Origin of the sequence: Roseitalea sp. MMSF_3546, assembly GCF_030732865.1 — a bacterium.
Taxonomy (GTDB): domain Bacteria; phylum Pseudomonadota; class Alphaproteobacteria; order Rhizobiales; family Rhizobiaceae; genus Roseitalea.
The window spans coordinates 50,156-66,148 of the sequence record NZ_JASHKB010000002.1; the positions used below are offsets into that span (position 1 = coordinate 50,156).

The window sequence follows — 15,993 nt, forward strand, 5'->3', positions numbered from 1 at the left end:
AGGCGACATGCACGCTTCTGACGCGGCGCATGGGCGTGATCCGGGTCTGGCTATTGGACCACGAAACCGTGGGCGAGCGGGTCGCGGTCGTCGATGAAGATGGTGTTGAAGCCGGTCACGCGGGCCCAGCCACCGATCGAGGGCACGATGGCGGGCAGGCCGCCGACGCTCGTGGTTTGCTCGAGGCGACCGGAGAACAGCGTGCCGATGATGCTCTCATGGACGAAGGTATCGCCCTTTTGCAGCCGGCCCTTGCCGGCAATCTGCGCCATGCGCGCCGAGGTGCCGGTACCGCAGGGCGATCGATCGATCGCCTTTTCGCCGTAGAAGACGGCGTTGCGCGCATCGGCCCTGGTCTGCGTCGGCCTGCCGGTCCACATGATGTGCGACAGACCGGCAATGTCGGGATTGTCGGGATGCACGAAGTCGTATTTTTCGTTGAGCGCGGCGCGCAGGGCCGGGCTCCAGGCGATCAGGTCGGTTGCGGCATGGTCGGCCAGATCGGCGTAGTTCCGCTGCGGTTCGACGATTGCGTAGAAATTGCCGCCATAGGCGACATCGACCGTCAGTTCCCCGAGCACGGGGCAGGTGGCCGTCAGCGCTTGGCTGTAGAGAAAGGAGGGGACATTGGTGATGCGCACCTCGTCGACATGGTCGCCGTTCATCGCGTATCGGGCGGTGACCGGGCCGGCCGGCGTGTCCAGATGCAGCACGCCCGGTGTCCTGGGCCGGACGAGGCCGTGCTCGACGGCGATGGTCACCGTGCCGATCGTGCCGTGCCCGCACATGGGCAGGCAGCCCGATGTCTCGATGAACAGCACGCCGATATCGCAATCCTCGCGGGTTGGCGGATAGAGGATCGCGCCCGACATCTGGTCGTGGCCGCGCGGCTCGTACATCAGCCCGGTGCGAATCCAGTCATAGTCGGCGAGAAAGTGCGCGCGCCGCTGCATCATGGTTGCCCCGTCCAGCGCCGGTCCGCCGCCGGTGACGAGCCGGACCGGATTGCCGCAGGTGTGCCCGTCGATGCAAAGAAATGTGTGCTTGCTCATGGCGTTCATCCAAAGCGCGTTGGCGAGAAGGGCGCAAGATCGATTTCGGGCGGCCGGCCGGTCAGCATGTCGGCGACGAGCGCGGCCGTGCCGGCCGACTGGGTCAGGCCGAGATGGCCGTGACCGAAGGCATGGACGATCCTGGCCGAGGCGCGGCTCGGCCCGATCACGGGCAGCGTGTCGGGCAAAGAGGGGCGATAGCCCATCCAGCGTGTGCCGCCGCCGGTCTTCAGGCCGGGCATCAGGCGCCGGGCATGGGCGAGCAGCGCGTCGGCACGCTTCCAGTTGGGTGGACGGTCGAGCCCGCCCAGTTCGACTGCGCCGCCCACGCGGACCCCGCTTGCGAGCCGCGAGACGACGAAGCCCTGGCAGGAAAAGCTGACCTGGCACTTCAGGTCGAAGGCGTCGGCCGGCAGGGTGGTGTTGTAGCCGCGCTCGGTTTCCAGCGGGATGCGGTCGCCGAGCGTGCGCGCGAGCAGGTGCGACCATGCGCCGGCGGCGATGACGGCACGCGCGGCGCCGCGCGTGCCGGCACCGGTCTGGGCTGTGACGCCCGTTTCGGTCGGCCGCAGCGCGCGGATTTCGGTCCGCTCGATGGCGCCGCCCGCCTCGCGGAACCGGCCGGCCAGTGCAAGCAGGTAGTCGCGCGGATCGCAGATGTTGAACCAGCCCGGCGTGAACGCGCCATGGCGCAGATGCGTTGCGAGGCCGGGCTGGTGCGCAACGAGCCCGTCATGGGTGGTGATCAGCGTGAAATCGATGCCGCGGCGGGCGCGCTCGTCCCATTCGGGCCGGGCGGCCCTATATGACGCCTCGGTCTCGTAGACCTGCAGCTGGCCCTCGCGGCGCAGCATGGCGGCGGTGCCCGTCGCCGCCATGAAGGGCTCGAGCGCGCGCTCCGACACCGCCATCAGCGATGCCTGCGCGGCGATGCTGGCGCGGTAGCGGTCGGGCATGGAGGCGCGCCAGAAGCGGTAGAGCCAGGGCGCAAGGCGTGGCGCGTAGGCGGGTGGGATGGCGAGCGGCCCCGTCGGGTCGAGCAGCCAGCGCGGGGCTCTCGCCATGATGCCGGGCGAGGCCAGCGGCATGATCTCGGGAAAGGCGAAGGCGCCGGCATTGCCCGAAGAGGTGCCCTGGCCGACGGGGTCGCGGTCGATCACCGTCACCGCCAGCCCGCGCGCCTGGGCGGCCAGGGCGATGCTCAGCCCGATCACGCCGGCGCCGATGACCAGCAGCGTGTCGGTGCGGTGTGCGGGGTTTGCCATGCTCGTTCCCGTTCGCGGCAGGGCGCAGCGCGCCGGCGACCGCTCAGTGGCGCGTCAGGTCGGGGCGCGTGTCGATGGCGGCCTGCACGATGGCTTCGACGCGGGCGCGGTGCTCGCCGACGATCGGCAGGCGCGGCGCACGGACATGCTCGGTCGACCCCAGCGTCATCGCCTCGGCGAGCTTGATCTGCTGGACCAGATAGGTCGACACGTCCAGGTCGAGCACCGGCCGGAGCCAGCGGTAGATCTCGCGCGCCTGGGCGATGCGGCCCTGCGCGATCAGATCGTAGATCCTCTGGTTTTCCTCGGGGAAGGCGAGCGAAACGCCGGAAATCCAGCCGACCGCGCCCATCAGCAGGGCCTCCATGCCCAGATTGTCGACGCCGGTGAACACCGCATAGCGGTCGCCGAGCAGGTTGATGATCTCGGTGGTGCGGCGGATGTCGTCCGAACTCTCCTTGACCGCGACGAAGCGGTCATCGTCCGCCAGTTCGGCCATCATGTCGGGCGTGATGTCGACGCGGTAGCCGACCCGGTTCGAGTAGATCATCACCGGAAGGTCGCCGGCCGAGGCGATGGCGCGCAGATTGGCGATCGCCTCGCGCCGGTCGGTGAAGTAGATCGGCGAGGGCACGACCATCAGCCCGTCGGCGCCGGCGGCGGCCGCCTTTCTGGCCATTTCGCAGGCTTCGCGCGTGCCCGCCTCGCTGACGGTCATCAGCACCGTCCTGTCGCCGGCCACCGCCCTGCATCGCGCCAGCACCGCGAGCCGCTCGTCCTGCGAGAGCATCGGACCCTCGCCAAGGCTGCCGCAGGCGACCAGACCGGCATTGCCGGCCTCGATCTGCAGGCCGAAGCAGCGCTCCATCTCGGCATGGTCGAGACCGCCGTCCTCGGTGAACTTGGTGGTCACGGCGGGCATCATTCCCTTCCACATGGGCGGTCTCCCGATCTCGAATGGCTCCGTGGGCTGAATGGTTATCGGATATTGGATATGATTTGCAATAACCAATTGGCCGGGCTATCTCTCGCTCAGCACCGCGCAAGACCGGATCGGAAACCGCAATGCCGCTGAAGGCCGTCGACATCACCAGGACCGCCTCGAGCGCCGACATCATCTGCGAGGCGTTGCGCAAGGCCATCATCTCGGGCGAGGTCGCCGATGGCGAACCGCTGCGCCAGGACGAGTTGGCGCGGCTGTTCAACACCAGCCGCATCCCGGTGCGCGAGGCGCTCACCCGGCTCGAGCAGCAGGGGCTTGTCACCCAGCAGCGCTATCGCGGCGCCACGGTCGCGAGCATCGACATCGCCGAGGTCAGCGAGATCTTCGATTTCCGCAAGCTGGTGGAAAGCGCGGTGATGCGGGCGGCGGTGCCGCGCATGCGCGCCGAAACGCTGGCCGAGGCGCGGGCCCATTGCGAGGACTTCTTCAGGTCGACCGATCCAATGCTATGGGGCGATCTGAACCGGCAGTTCCACCATACGCTCTATCGCGACAGCGGGCTCGGCTACCACCTGCAGGTGATCGGCAACACCCACGATCGCGTCGACCGCTTCACCCGCGCGCAACTGACCATGACCGACGGTATGGAACGGGCGAACCGCGAACATCAGGCGATCGTCGAGGCCTGCGAGGCGGGCGACGCCGAGCTTGCCGCCCGGCGCATCGCCGATCATGTCGAGGGCGCCAAGGCGGATCTGATCGCCTATCTGCGCGGGCGCGACAAGGCATAGGTGCCGATTGACGTTCAGCCATTCCCCGCGCGGCTTCCCCATCCGCCGCCATTGGCGGTGTCGATGTCGATGACATCGCCCGGTTCGACGGCGAGGCCGCTGACGAAGGCGTGGCTCTCACGGCTGCCATCGGCGCGGGTTACCGACAGGGCGTTCGTGCCGCCGGCATCGCCGCCGTTCGAACCCCAGACCGGCACGCGGTTGCGACTGTAGCCGGCCGACAGGATCGCCGGCCCGCGCGGGCGGTAGCGCACGCTCAGGCCCCGGCCGCCGCGATGCAGGCCCTGGCCCAGGGCGCTTTCGCTAAGCCGCTTGTGCTCGACATCGATGCCGTAGCGCGCCTCGCAGATCTCCACCGGGCAGTTGAACGTCTCGCCATGGCTCGCCGAATACATCGCATCGAGGCCGTCGCGGCTCGCGGTCGCGCCCCAGCCGCCCATTTGCGGCTCGACCATTGTGTATCTGCGGCCCGTATCGGGATGGTCGCCGGCGATCACGGTGCCGCAGATCGAGGCGAAATGGCCGGCCGGCAGGCGCTCGGGAAAGGCGCGCGCCATGCATTGCCACAACATGTCGTAGAGCCGGATGCGGGTCTCGAAATAGTATCCGTGCGGCGCGGTGCCGGTGGCGTTAAAAATCGTGCCCGGCTCCGTGATGACCTCCAGCGGGCGGAACGAGCCGGCATTGGCGGCGAGCGTGGGATCGGTCAGCGCCCGGAAGATCATCTGCGAGGAGATCACCGCGCCGTCGCGGCTGGTGTTGTGCGGGGCGGCGCGCTGGGCCGGATTGCCGCTCAGATCGACGGTGAAGCGGTCGGGGCCGATGCGGATCGCGGCGCGCCAGAGGGCACCGTCGTCCTGTTCCTCGGTGATCGCGTAGTCGCCTTCGGGCAGGGCAGCCAGGCCGTCGCGCGCCCGGCGCTCGCCCTGGGCGAACAAATCGTCGACGGCGCGCTCGAAGGTCTCGACGCCATGGGCGGCGGCAAGGCCGGCCACGCGCTGCGCGGCCTTGCGGCTGGCGGCGATCTGCGCCCACAGATCGCCGCGCACGAAATCGGGCAGACGCGAGTTGGCGGCGATGATGTCGAAGACCGGGTCGACCGGCTCGCCCGCCGCGAACAGCCTGACGGCGGGCAGGCGCAGCCCTTCCTGGAAGATCTCGGTCGCCGTGGTCGACATCGAGCCGGGCGTCATGCCGCCGACGTCGTTCCAATGGGCGATCGATGCGGTCCAGGCGATCGGCCGGCCGGCTGCGAAGACCGGCATGGCGATGACCACGTCATTGAGGTGCGTGACGCCGCCATAGGCGGGATCGTTGGTGACGAACAGATCGCCGTCGCGCAGATCCTGCAGGCCGTGCAGTTCGACGATGCGCCGGACCGCCTTGTCAAGCACGCCGACAAAGGTGGGAATGCCGGCGCCCGAGGAGACCAGTTCGCCACGTGCGTCGGTGATGCCGGTGCCGACATCGAGCACCTCGTAGATGATCGGGCTCATCGCGGTCTTCCTGAGCACGGCGAACATCTCGTCGGCCGCCGCGGTCAGGCCGGCCTGGATTACCGACAGCGTGACCGGATCGGCGGACGCCGTGCGATCCGATGCCGGGCCGGGCGCGGGGTTCGGCATCATGCCGCCAGCGGCCTGGCGTCAGGATCGGCCGGCACGATGACGCGGTTGCCGAAGGCCTCGCCCTCGTCGAAGCCGCCAAAGCGCGCGATCTCGTCTTCGGACGGCGCCTCGCAGGACCATTTGCGGCTCGGCACCCAGCCGCATTGCCGCTTCAGCAGGGCGGCATATTCGGCCCGCTTGAGCGCGGCGGTCGACGGGTCGATCACCGGCACGCCGAGCCTTTCCTGCATCCGCGCGTGAAAGCCGACCTCCAGCGTGCAGCCCAGGATCAGCGCCTCGGCATAATCCTCCTCGACCGCCTTGCGGCCGGCCTCCATGAGGCGGCCCTCGGTGACGCAATGGTCCTTCTGAAAATCGTTCACGCCCAGGTCGACGTGGTAGAAGCCGCTCAGACGCTCGCCATGGCCATGCTCGTGCACGGTGCGCGTCATCTGATTGACCCATTTGCGCCGGCCGACGATCATGCCGAAACGGTTGGCAAGGCTCGCGGCGATCTCGCAGGAGGCCATGCAGGGCGCGGTGACGATCATGTCGCCGGATATCTCGCGCGCGTCATGGAGCGCGGTGTCGTAGAAGCAGCCGATCGCAAGGGCATCGAAGCCTTCCCTGGCCGCCGCGCGCGCCCCGCGGACGATGCCGCGCGTGACGATCGCCTCGTAGGATCGGAACTCGATATGGGTGAAGGCGCCGTCATTGTCGGGCAGGCAGGTGACGTGCACCTCCGTGCCGGGCAGCTTCACGTCCTGAGCCATCTTGGCGAAGATGGGATCGTCCGCGCCGCCATTGGCGACCGGGCTCAGATACATGATCTTCAGCGGCTGGGTCATGGTCTTTCCTCCTGTGCACATCAGACCGTCACGCCATAGACCTCGCGGGCGCGTTCGGCCGTGATCAGTCCGTTTTTGACGTCGGCGCGCACGGCTTCGGGGTCGCGCCTTTTCGGATCGCCCAGGCCGCCGCCATTGCCGGTGACGACGCGGATCACGTCGTCCGTGCGGGTGGTCAGGCCAGAGACGAAGGCAAAGCGTTGCGGTGCGCCGTCCTTCGGCCGGTATTCGACATAGTTGGGCGAGCCCTCACGGCCGCCGTCGAGCGACCAGGCGGGGAATTTCGAGCGGGTGTAGCCGGCGGTCAGAAAGCCGTTGTCGGCGCGCACGCGATAGTCCATCACGATGCCGCGCCCGCCGGTGTGCTCGCCTTCTCCGCCGGGTTCGGTGTTCAGTTCCATGCGGTCGACGTAAAGGCCGTTTCGCGCCTCGTTGATCTCGGCTGGACAGTTGTAGGTCTCGCCGTGAAAGCCGCAGAAGATGGCGCTGTTGCCGTCGGCGTTGCGGCTGGCGCCCCAGCCGCCCAGTTGCGGTTCGATGATGGTGTACTGGCGGCCCGTGTCGGGGTGGATGCCGCCGATGAAGGTGCCGCAGACCGAGGCGAAGTGCCCCGCCGCGAGCCGGTCGGGCATATGCGGGGCCAGGCATCGCCACATCAGGTCGTAAACGCGCAGTTCGATCTCGTAGTAAAAGCCGATCGGCGCCGGCTCGGAGGCGTGGAAGACCGATCCCTCGCGCGTCAGCAGCGCGATCGGACGGAACGAGCCGCCATTGGCCGGCGAATAGGGATCGGTGAGCGACTTGAAGATCATCTGCGCGGCGACCATGACGCCGTCGCGGCTGGTGTTGACCGGATTTGGCGACTGGTCGGGATTGTCGGTCAGATCGACGGTGAAGGCGTCGTCGGTGATGGTGATCTTGACGTTGAAGATGCGCCCGTCGTCCTGCTCCTCGGAGAGTTCGAACGTGCCCTTGGGCAGGTTGGCCAGTTCCGTACGCGAGACCGTCTCGCCATAGTCCATGAAATGGTCCATGGCGGTCTTGAAGGTCCCGACACCGTATTTGCCGGCGATCTCGGCAAGGCGCCGGGCGCCGATGCGCACCGAGGCGATCGCCGCCCAGACATCGCCCTCGAGCACGTCGGGCATGCGCGAATTGACCTTGATGATGTCGAAGACCGGCTTGATCGGCGTGCCTTCGGCGATGATCTTGACCGCCGGCAGGCGCAGGCCTTCCTGGAATATCTCGGTGGCGTCGCCCGAAAGCGAGCCGGGCGCCATGCCGCCGACATCGGAATTGTGGGCGATGTTGGCGGTCCAGGCGATCAGTTCGCCGTCGACGAAGACCGGCATGGCGACGACGATGTCGTTGAGATGGGTGACGCCGCCATGATAGGGGTCGTTGGTGGCGAAGACGTCGCCGGGCCTGACGGCGCCCGGTTCGTCATACTTTGCCGCGATCACCTTGACCGCCTTGTCGAGCACCCCGATGAAGGCGGGAATGCCCGCGCCCGAACAGGCGATCTCGCCTTTGGCGTCGAGGATGCCGGTGCCCATGTCCAGCACCTCGTAGATGATCGAGCTCATCGCCGTCTTCTTCATCGCCGCGAACATCTCGTCGGCCGCCGATTGCAGCGAGTTCTGGATGATTTCCAGCGTGATGGGGTCGTGGGTCGTCATGGTGCGCCTCCCTCAGCCCGCAATGTCGATGATGATGTTGCCATGGCCGTCCATCTTCGCGCGGCTGCCCGGATGGATGACGATCGTGGTGCCCGGATCCTCGACGATGGCCGGACCCTCGAACACCATGCCCGGCTGCAGCTTCTCGCCGTCATAGATGATCGCCTCGTGCTCGCCCTCGAGCGCGAAGTCGACCTGGCGGGCGCCCTTGACCGCGGGGCTGGGATCGTCGTCGCCCAGCGGCCGTTCGGCGACCGTCAGCTTGCCGATCTCGGCGGCGGCGACCAGATGAATGCCGACCATCTCGACCGGCGCGTCGAGCCGGTAGGTGTATTCGCGCTCATAGGTCTCGTGGAACGCTGCCTCGATCGCCGCGACGCGCTCGGGCGTGATCGCGCCATCGTCGAGCAGCACTTCGGTCGTGTGTTCCTGGTTCTGGTAGCGGAACTTGCCGAAGCGCAGGAACGAGACCTTGTCGCCGGCAACGCCTTCGGCCTCGAACTGGGCGCGGGCGCGGTCTTCCGTTTCCGCGAACAGGGTCTCGATGGTTGCGGCATTGTCCGGGACGAGATCGGCCAGATTGGTGACGAAATAGTCGCGCCGGAGGTCCGACATCATCATGCCCCAGGCCGAAAAGACCGAGGCGCCGGCCGGCACGACGACGCGCTTGACGCCCAGTTCCTGGGCGAGGGCGACCGCATGCATCGCCCCGCCGCCGCCGAAGGCGACGAGGGTGAAATCGCGCGGATCGAAGCCCCGATTCAGCGAGACAAGCTTGAGCGCATTGACCATGTTGTTGTTGGCGATGCGGATGATGCCGCGCGCCGCCTCGTCGGCATCGACACCGAGCCTGTCGCCGACGGCACGGATGGCGGTCTCGACGGCCGCCATGTCGGCGGCCACCTCGCCGCCGCAGAAATAGTCGGGGTTGATGCGGCCGAGCCGGAGGTTGGCATCAGTCGTCGTCGCCTCGGTGCCGCCGCGACCATAGGCTGCCGGGCCGGGCTGGGCGCCGGCCGATTGCGGGCCGACATGCAGCTTGCCGTAGTCGTCGACCCAGGCGATCGAACCACCGCCATTGCCGATCTCGACCAGATCGACCACCGGCACCATGATCGGATAACCGGCCGATGTGCGGTCGCGCTCGATCCAGTAGTCGGTCATGATCTTGATCTGGCCGTTCTCGATCAGCGAGCATTTCGCCGTCGTGCCACCGATATCGAGGGCGATCACGTTGGGCTCGCCGATCAGCTTGCCCAGTTCCGCCGCGCCCCAGAAACCCGAGGCGGGGCCGGACTCGACCATGGTGATCGGAATGCGCGAGACCGCCTGAAGCGAGTCGACGCCGCAGTTGGACTGCATGATGTAGGGGCTTCCCGTAAAGCCCCGCGACTTGAGCCCATCGTCCAGGCGCTGAAGATAGCGCTCGGCGACGGGCTGCACATAGGCCGACAGCACCGCCGTGTTGGTGCGTTCGTACTCGCGCCATTCGCGCGTGATCTGGTGCGATGCGACGGCCGAAACCTCCGGCCAGAGCCGGCGGACCTCATCGAGCGCGGCCTGTTCATGGGTCGGATTGGCGTAGGAATGCAGGAAGCAGATGGCGATCGCTGCGACGCCCTCGGCCTTGAAGTCCGCTATGATCGCCGGCAGCGGCGACAGGTCCAGCGGTGCGCGTTCCTCGCCCTTGTAGGTCATGCGCCCGGGCAGTTCGCGGCGCAGATGGCGCGGCACGAACGGGGCGGGCTTGCGATAGTGCAGGTTGAAGAAGTCCGGCCGGTTGCCGCGCGCGATCTCCAGCGTGTCGCGAAAGCCTTGCGTGGTGATCAGGCCGACCTTGACGCCCTTGCGCTCGGTCAGCGCGTTGATGACGACCGTGGTGCCGTGCGCGAGAAAGTCGATGGCGGCGGGGTCGACCCCGCCCTTCTCGAGCACGTCGAGCACGCCCTTTTCGTAGTCGGGCGGGGTGGTGTCCGACTTGGCGGTGCGGATCTGCGACTGGCCGGTCGCGGTGTCGGTCTCGAACACCACAAGATCGGTGAACGTTCCGCCGACATCGGTTGCAACGCGCGTCGTTTTCGTCGACATGGTCAGGCTCCCCTGGCGGTGAGAAAATGGTCGAGAAGAAACGCGCTCGCGCCGGGCAGCTTGAGCGCTTCGGAGGCGGCGACGCGCTCGGGCGTGTAATGGCCGGCGCCATCGAGGCAGTTGATCGTGCCGATCACCCCGCCATCGACCACGATCGGGACATTGATGACCGATTCGCAGCCCAGCGAAGCGATGAGGTCATGATCGCCGAACACCTCGGCGATGCCGGCGATGTCGTTGGCGACGAAGGTCCTGTGGCCGTCGAGCACATGGGCGGTCCAGTGGGTCTGGTTGACCGGCTTGGTGCCGAGCTCGGGATAGGCGTCGGGCATGTTCGAATAGATGCGGCGCGCCTGGCGGGTGGTGGCGTCGAAGGTCATCAGGGTGAACAGCCTGGCGCCGACGGTCCGGCGGGCCAGCGCGCACAGCGCGTCGAAGGTGGCGCGCGGCTGGTTGCCGGGGCTGGCGAGTGCGGCGGTGAAGGCGGTGGCAGTCAAGGGGCATCCTCTTTTGTGTGGGCGGCAAGCTTGTCGCGCAGGGCCAGTTCGTCCCCGGTGATGACGGGCACGGCGCTGATCAGGCGGCGGGTATAGGTCTGCGAGGGTGCCGAGAAGATGGTCTCGGTGTCGCCGATCTCGATCATCCGGCCCTTTTCGAAGACCGCGATGCGGTCGGCGATGTTGCGCACGACCGACAGATCGTGGGTGATGAAGATGTAGGTCAGCCCGCGTTCGGCGCGCAGCGCATCGAGCAGGCGCAAGACGCGCGCCTGCACCAGCACGTCGAGCGCCGAGGTCGGCTCGTCGAGCACGACCACGCGCGACTGGCAGGCGAGCGCGCGGGCGATGGCGACCCTCTGGCGTTGTCCGCCCGACAGCGCGGCCGGCGCGCGTCTTGCGTATTCGGCGGCAAGGCCGACCTCCTCGAGCAGGGCGCCGACGATGGCTGCGCGGTCGGCCGGCGCGCCGATCCCGTGCACGTCGAGCGCGAGCCGCAGCGTCGCGCCGATCGAGCGCTTGGGATTGAGCGAGGACAGCGGGTTCTGCTGGACGAGCTGGATCGCCTGCCGGTGGGCGAGCGCGCGCCGGGCCGGCAGGACCGTGCCCTCGAGCGCGATCTCGCCGGTCGTCGGCGGATAGATGCCAAGGATCATGTTGGCCAGCGTCGACTTGCCCGAGCCCGATTCGCCGACGATGGCAAGGCACTCGCCGGCGGCGACGTCGAAGGAGACCGATCGGACCGCGTGCACCGCGCCGTCGCCGGTTCCGAAGGTGCGGCTGACATCGCTCAGGCGCAGGATCGGCGCGGTCATGATGGCGCCTCCGCCTCGTGGTCGACGAGCGGCGCGGCGAAATCGGGCGAAGCCTCGGCGATCTCGGGAATGCCGCCGCCGGTCAGGTGCGGCACGGCGGCCATCAGCGCGCGCGTATAGGGATGGCGCGGATCGGCGAAGACGGCATCGGTGGGGCCCTGCTCGACCATTCGGCCCTTGTATATGACATAGAGCCGGTCGGCGAATTCGCGCACCACGCCCAGATTGTGCGAGATGAACAGGACCGCCGTGTGATGGTCCTCGACCAGCCGGCGCATCAGCTGCAGCGTCTGCGCCTGCACGGTGACGTCCAGCGCGGTGCCCGGCTCGTCGGCGATCAGCAACGCCGGCTCGTTGGCGAGCGCCATGGCGATCATCACGCGCTGGTTCATGCCGCCCGAGAGCTGGAAGGGATAGGCGTTGAGCACGCGCTGCGCATCGCGGATCGACACCTCGGCGAGGATCGCGGCGGCGCGGTCGTGCGCTGCCGCTTTCGCGACCGACGGATCGGCGCGGCGCAGCACGTCGTGGAACTGGTCGGCGATGCGGAAGACCGGGTTGAGCGATGAGGTCGGATCCTGGAAGATCATCGACATGGCCGTGCCGCGCAGGGCGTGGCGCGCACGCGAGGACATCAGCTCCAGATCGCGTCCGTCGAACAGAACCTGGCCGGTGATCCGCGCCGATGGCAGATCCTGCAGCAGGCCGAGGACGATCCGCGCCGTCACCGACTTGCCCGAGCCGCTCTCGCCGACCAGCGCGACGCGCTCGCCCGGCTGGATGTGCAGGGATATGCCGTGCAGCACTTCGGTCAGGCCGGTATGGCCCTTGAAGCTCAGATGCAGGTCGCGGATGTCGAGCATGGGCGCGCTCATTGATCCGCTCCCAGAATGTCGCGCAGCGCATCGCCGATGAGATTGAAGCCGAATACGGCCACCAGAATGGCAAGGCCGGGAAACACGGTCAGCCACCACGAATCGGGCAGATAGGTCGCCCCGGCGGCGACCATCGAGCCAAGGTCGGGCGTCGGGGGCTGCACGCCGAGCCCCAGAAAGGAGAGCGAGGAGGCGATGAGAATGACAAAGCCCATGTCGAGCGTCATCTTGGTGATGACCGCCGGCATGCAATTGGGCAGGATCTCGCGGAAGATGACATGGCCCCTGGAGGCGCCGATCACCTCGGCGGCCAGCACGTAGCCCTCCTCGCGCTCGCCGCGCGTGATGTTGTAGACGAGCCGCGCATACCAGGGCCACCACATGGCGGTGACCGCCAGCATGCCGTTGGTCAGCGTCGGCTCGAGCACGCCCATGATCGACATGGCAAGCACCAGCGGCGGGATCGACAGGAAGACGTCGGTCAGCCGCATCAGCAGATATTCGGTCCAGCCGCCCAGATAGCCGGCCAGAAGGCCGATCGTCACGCCGATGGGAACGGCGATGGCGAGCACGACGATGCCCAGGACCAGCGAAATGCGATAGGCGTAGATGATGCGGCTGAACAGGTCGCGGCCGACCAGATCGGTGCCGAAGATGTAGGGCCATTGCGGCGGCTGGTTGAAGTTGGCGAAATCGACGACCGCGCCGCGATGGGCCGGAAACGGAGCGATGAAGTCGGCGAACACCGCCGAGATCACCACCAGCGCGACGAGGACGAGGCCGAGCAGCGACAGCGGGTTGGCCGCAAGGATGGCGAAGGTGCGCCTCATGACGCCCTCTGCGAATGGCGGATGCGCGGATTGAGAAAGGCGATCAGAAGATCGACGATGATGTTGACGATCAGGAAGGTCGCCGAGATGATCAGCACCGTGCCGACGATGCCGTTGAGATCCTTGCGCAGGATCACCTCGACGCCATAGCGCGAAAGGCCCGGCCAGGCGAAGATCGCCTCGACCAGGAACGCATTGCCGAGCATGGCCGCGAAATCGAGCCCGATAATCGTCAGCGACGGGATCAGCGAGGGCTTGAAGGCGTAGCGATTGGCGATGCGGCGCTCGGAAAAGCCGTAGGACCGCGCCATCTCGATATAGGGGCGCTCATAGGTCTCGACCATGTTGGCGCGGGTCAGCCGGGCGGCCTGCCCGATGCCCGAAAGCGCCAGCGCGAAGGCGGGCAGGGCGATGTGCCACGCCGCATCGGCAAAAGCCCGCAGATTGCCGGCAACCAGCGTATCGATCATCAGGAAGCCGGTCACGGGGGTGACGACGATGTCGTCCGAGATGCGCCCGGCAATTGGAAACAGCGGCAGATAGAAGGCAAACAGAAGCATCAGGATGACCGCCCAGACGAAGCTCGGCGCCGACACGCCCAGAAGCGAGATCAGGCGGATGAGGTTGTCGGCCCATTTGCCCTTGTAGCGGGCCGACCAGATGCCGAGCGGCAGGCCGAAGGCGATCATCATGGCGCCGGCGACCAGGATCAGTTCGAGCGTTGCGGGCAGGAACTGGGCGATGTCGGTGGTCACCGGCCGGTTGGTGTAGAGCGAAATGCCCAGATCGCCGCGCAGGACGTCGGCGACGAAATAGCCGTACTGGACGAAGACGGACTGATCGAGATGCAATTGCGCGCGCAAGGCGGCGATCTGCTCGGCGGTCGCGTTGGGGCCCAGCGCGATCCGCGCCGGGTCGCCCGGTATGATTCGGGCGATGGCGAAGATCAGCATGGAGACACCGACGAGCACGATCAGCGATGTCGCCAGCCGCTTTGCGAGCAGGCGCAGGACAGGGGTCATGGCATCACGCCGTTGCACGATCGCGGGCTGGGCGACCATGCCGTGCCCGCGATCCGGTCCGGGGTCAGTCGGCGACTTCCATCAGGCGGAAGGAAAAGCCCATGCCGTCAAGGCCGAAGGCGGCCTCGGGATCGGTCAGGGCCGGCGCCTTCACGCGGCTGCTGGCGGCGAAGACCGACTGGCGGTCATAGCCATAGATGGTCGGCGCGATCTCCATCAGCCGCTCGTTGAGCGCCGAATAGGCTTGCTCGCGCGCCTGGGGCGTCTGCGCGGTGCGGCCGGCCTCCAGATGCCGGTCCACTTCGGGATCGTTCAGATATTCGGGCGACTGCCAGGTGCCGGCGGTCGAGGAGTGATACTGGCCGTAAAGAAGCGTGTCGGGATCGCCGGTCACCGCGTTGACGAAGAGCTGGGAGATGTGCGGCGTGTTCTCGGGCTTCGACACCTGTTCGGAGAACAGGGCCCAGGGCAGCTTGGTGATCTCCGAGCGGATGCCCAGTTCGGCGAAATTGGCCTGCATGAGCAGCGCGAAGCGCTCCTCGATCGGCACCTCGGCGATCCAGGAGATTTCCAGGGTGAAGTCTTCCGGGCTGTACTGGCAGTCCGCCAGGTGCTGCTTGGCGGCGTCGAGATCGCGGCCGAGCGTCTGGTCGGCCGGATTGGCGCCGAACATGCCCACGGGAATGGCGCCGGTGGGCGCCGAGCCCTGGGCGATCTGGTCGGTGATCGCGATCATCTGCAGCGCGGCGCCATAGTCGAAGGCCTTGGACAGCGCGAGCCGGCAGTTGACGTCGTCGAGAGGCGGCTTGGTGGTGTTCATCTTGACGTAGAACGCGCCGGTGCCGCTTTCGGTGAAGAGCTGGGCGCCATTGGCCTCGAGCGCCTTGATCACTTCCGGCGGCAGCCATTGCGAGGCGATGTCGTGCTCGCCCTGGGTGATCAGCGTGCGCACGGTCGCCGCCTCCAGGCCGTAGCGCAGGCGCACCGTGTCGGGCGCGGCCTCGGGCACGCCAAGGAAATAGTCCGGGTTCATCTCCATGACCGTTTCCTGCTGGGGGTTGTGCGAGACGACCGTATAGGCGCCGGTGCCGGCGCTGTTGGCCGACAGATAGGCCTGGCCCCAGTCTCCCATCTCGCCCTCGCCTTCGCCCAGATTGTCCATGACGGCCTGCTTGTCGATGATCGGCAGACGCACCAGCGCGGCGATGAACGGCGCATAGGGCCGGGCAAGGTCGAAGCGCACGGTGTGCTCGTCCAGCGCCTCGGCGCCCTCGACGTCGCCGAACAGATAAGAAAGGCCCTGGCCGAGCGTCTTCATGCGCTCGAGCGAGAAGACCACATCCTCGGCGGTCAGCGGATTGCCGCTGTTGAAGGTGACGTCGTCGCGCAGCTTGAAGGTGACGGAGGTGCCGTCCTGTTCCCAGCTCGTCGCCAGGTGCGGCTGGTGGCCCGGCCCGCCCTGGTTGGGAATGACGAGCGTGTCGTAGACATTGAACATCAGGATGGAGTCGGCATAGTCCGAGGCCTTGCCGGGGTCGAGTTCGCCGACGGCGACCTCGTCGAGGCGCAGGACGCCGCCTGCCTGCGCGGCAGGAATGGCGGCGGCCATCGTGGTGGCGGCGAGTAGGGCGGCGCCCCATGTCTTCAGTGTCGTTGTCATTGCAAGTGCTCCTGCTTCATC

General features: G+C 67.3%; 14 protein-coding genes. 1 reads left to right on the forward strand and 13 read right to left on the reverse strand.

Annotated elements, in window-relative coordinates:
- Nucleotides 1-50: 50 nt before the first annotated feature.
- The 3 genes from RBB34_RS02110 to RBB34_RS02120 are packed head-to-tail and all read right to left on the reverse strand — an operon-like array spanning nucleotide 51 to nucleotide 3,254.
- Nucleotides 51-1,052, reverse strand: a complete 1,002-nt coding sequence (locus RBB34_RS02110; RefSeq protein ID WP_306117537.1) for a 4-hydroxyproline epimerase — start codon at nucleotides 1,050-1,052, stop codon at nucleotides 51-53.
- A 5-nt stretch (nucleotides 1,053-1,057) separates the two neighbouring features.
- Complete coding sequence (locus RBB34_RS02115; protein WP_306117538.1) at nucleotides 1,058-2,317, reverse strand: FAD-dependent oxidoreductase; 1,260 nt, start codon at nucleotides 2,315-2,317, stop codon at nucleotides 1,058-1,060.
- 43 nt (nucleotides 2,318-2,360) lie between these two features.
- Nucleotides 2,361-3,254 (reverse strand): dihydrodipicolinate synthase family protein, encoded by an 894-nt coding sequence (locus RBB34_RS02120; RefSeq protein ID WP_306117539.1) that lies wholly within the window; start codon nucleotides 3,252-3,254, stop codon nucleotides 2,361-2,363.
- A 128-nt stretch (nucleotides 3,255-3,382) separates the two neighbouring features.
- On the opposite strand from RBB34_RS02120, the gene RBB34_RS02125 reads away from it, so the two are divergent.
- Nucleotides 3,383-4,051: a GntR family transcriptional regulator gene (locus RBB34_RS02125; RefSeq protein ID WP_306117540.1), complete on the forward strand. Its 669-nt coding sequence runs from the start codon at nucleotides 3,383-3,385 to the stop codon at nucleotides 4,049-4,051.
- A gap of 14 nt (nucleotides 4,052-4,065) precedes the next feature.
- On the opposite strand, the gene RBB34_RS02130 is transcribed toward RBB34_RS02125, so the two are convergent.
- The 10 genes from RBB34_RS02130 to RBB34_RS02175 form a co-directional block, all read right to left on the reverse strand.
- On the reverse strand, nucleotides 4,066-5,679 hold the full coding sequence (locus RBB34_RS02130; RefSeq protein WP_306117541.1) for a hydantoinase B/oxoprolinase family protein: 1,614 nt from the start codon (nucleotides 5,677-5,679) through the stop codon (nucleotides 4,066-4,068).
- Entirely contained in the window at nucleotides 5,676-6,506 is an 831-nt protein-coding gene (locus RBB34_RS02135; RefSeq protein WP_306117542.1) for an aspartate/glutamate racemase family protein, read from the reverse strand. Before RBB34_RS02135 ends, RBB34_RS02130 begins: the two co-directional genes overlap by 4 nt.
- Before the next feature lie 20 nt (nucleotides 6,507-6,526).
- On the reverse strand, nucleotides 6,527-8,185 hold the full coding sequence (locus tag RBB34_RS02140) for a hydantoinase B/oxoprolinase family protein (RefSeq protein WP_306117543.1): 1,659 nt from the start codon (nucleotides 8,183-8,185) through the stop codon (nucleotides 6,527-6,529).
- A 12-nt stretch (nucleotides 8,186-8,197) separates the two neighbouring features.
- Nucleotides 8,198-10,273, reverse strand: a complete 2,076-nt coding sequence (locus RBB34_RS02145) for a hydantoinase/oxoprolinase family protein (RefSeq protein ID WP_306117544.1) — start codon at nucleotides 10,271-10,273, stop codon at nucleotides 8,198-8,200.
- Nucleotides 10,274-10,275: 2 nt separating this feature from the next.
- Nucleotides 10,276-10,770: a GAF domain-containing protein gene (locus RBB34_RS02150; protein ID WP_306117545.1), complete on the reverse strand. Its 495-nt coding sequence runs from the start codon at nucleotides 10,768-10,770 to the stop codon at nucleotides 10,276-10,278.
- On the reverse strand, nucleotides 10,767-11,585 hold the full coding sequence (locus RBB34_RS02155) for an ATP-binding cassette domain-containing protein (protein WP_306117546.1): 819 nt from the start codon (nucleotides 11,583-11,585) through the stop codon (nucleotides 10,767-10,769). Before RBB34_RS02155 ends, RBB34_RS02150 begins: the two co-directional genes overlap by 4 nt.
- Complete coding sequence (locus RBB34_RS02160) at nucleotides 11,582-12,460, reverse strand: ABC transporter ATP-binding protein (RefSeq protein ID WP_306117547.1); 879 nt, start codon at nucleotides 12,458-12,460, stop codon at nucleotides 11,582-11,584. The genes RBB34_RS02155 and RBB34_RS02160 overlap by 4 nt, the downstream gene beginning before the upstream one ends.
- Nucleotides 12,457-13,290, reverse strand: a complete 834-nt coding sequence (locus RBB34_RS02165) for an ABC transporter permease (RefSeq protein ID WP_306117548.1) — start codon at nucleotides 13,288-13,290, stop codon at nucleotides 12,457-12,459. The genes RBB34_RS02160 and RBB34_RS02165 overlap by 4 nt, the downstream gene beginning before the upstream one ends.
- Nucleotides 13,287-14,312, reverse strand: coding sequence for an ABC transporter permease (locus RBB34_RS02170; RefSeq protein ID WP_306117549.1), 1,026 nt, complete (start codon nucleotides 14,310-14,312; stop codon nucleotides 13,287-13,289). The genes RBB34_RS02165 and RBB34_RS02170 overlap by 4 nt, the downstream gene beginning before the upstream one ends.
- Nucleotides 14,313-14,376: 64 nt before the next feature.
- Complete coding sequence (locus RBB34_RS02175; protein ID WP_306117550.1) at nucleotides 14,377-15,972, reverse strand: ABC transporter substrate-binding protein; 1,596 nt, start codon at nucleotides 15,970-15,972, stop codon at nucleotides 14,377-14,379.
- Nucleotides 15,973-15,993 lie beyond the last annotated feature (21 nt).

Bases quoted from the DNA above. Each gene is read 5' to 3' on its own strand.
- RBB34_RS02160 (WP_306117547.1), bottom strand. From the start codon at position 12,460: ATGAGCGCGCCCATGCTCGACATCCGCGACCTGCATCTGAGCTTCAAG.
- RBB34_RS02140 (WP_306117543.1), bottom strand. From the start codon at position 8,185: ATGACGACCCACGACCCCATCACGCTGGAAATCATCCAGAACTCGCTG.
- RBB34_RS02125 (WP_306117540.1), top strand. From the start codon at position 3,383: ATGCCGCTGAAGGCCGTCGACATCACCAGGACCGCCTCGAGCGCCGAC.
- RBB34_RS02170 (WP_306117549.1), bottom strand. From the start codon at position 14,312: ATGACCCCTGTCCTGCGCCTGCTCGCAAAGCGGCTGGCGACATCGCTG.
- RBB34_RS02130 (WP_306117541.1), bottom strand. From the start codon at position 5,679: ATGATGCCGAACCCCGCGCCCGGCCCGGCATCGGATCGCACGGCGTCC.
- RBB34_RS02175 (WP_306117550.1), bottom strand. From the start codon at position 15,972: ATGACAACGACACTGAAGACATGGGGCGCCGCCCTACTCGCCGCCACC.
- RBB34_RS02135 (WP_306117542.1), bottom strand. From the start codon at position 6,506: ATGACCCAGCCGCTGAAGATCATGTATCTGAGCCCGGTCGCCAATGGC.
- RBB34_RS02165 (WP_306117548.1), bottom strand. From the start codon at position 13,290: ATGAGGCGCACCTTCGCCATCCTTGCGGCCAACCCGCTGTCGCTGCTC.
- RBB34_RS02155 (WP_306117546.1), bottom strand. From the start codon at position 11,585: ATGACCGCGCCGATCCTGCGCCTGAGCGATGTCAGCCGCACCTTCGGA.
- RBB34_RS02110 (WP_306117537.1), bottom strand. From the start codon at position 1,052: ATGAGCAAGCACACATTTCTTTGCATCGACGGGCACACCTGCGGCAAT.
- RBB34_RS02145 (WP_306117544.1), bottom strand. From the start codon at position 10,273: ATGTCGACGAAAACGACGCGCGTTGCAACCGATGTCGGCGGAACGTTC.
- RBB34_RS02120 (WP_306117539.1), bottom strand. From the start codon at position 3,254: ATGTGGAAGGGAATGATGCCCGCCGTGACCACCAAGTTCACCGAGGAC.
- RBB34_RS02115 (WP_306117538.1), bottom strand. From the start codon at position 2,317: ATGGCAAACCCCGCACACCGCACCGACACGCTGCTGGTCATCGGCGCC.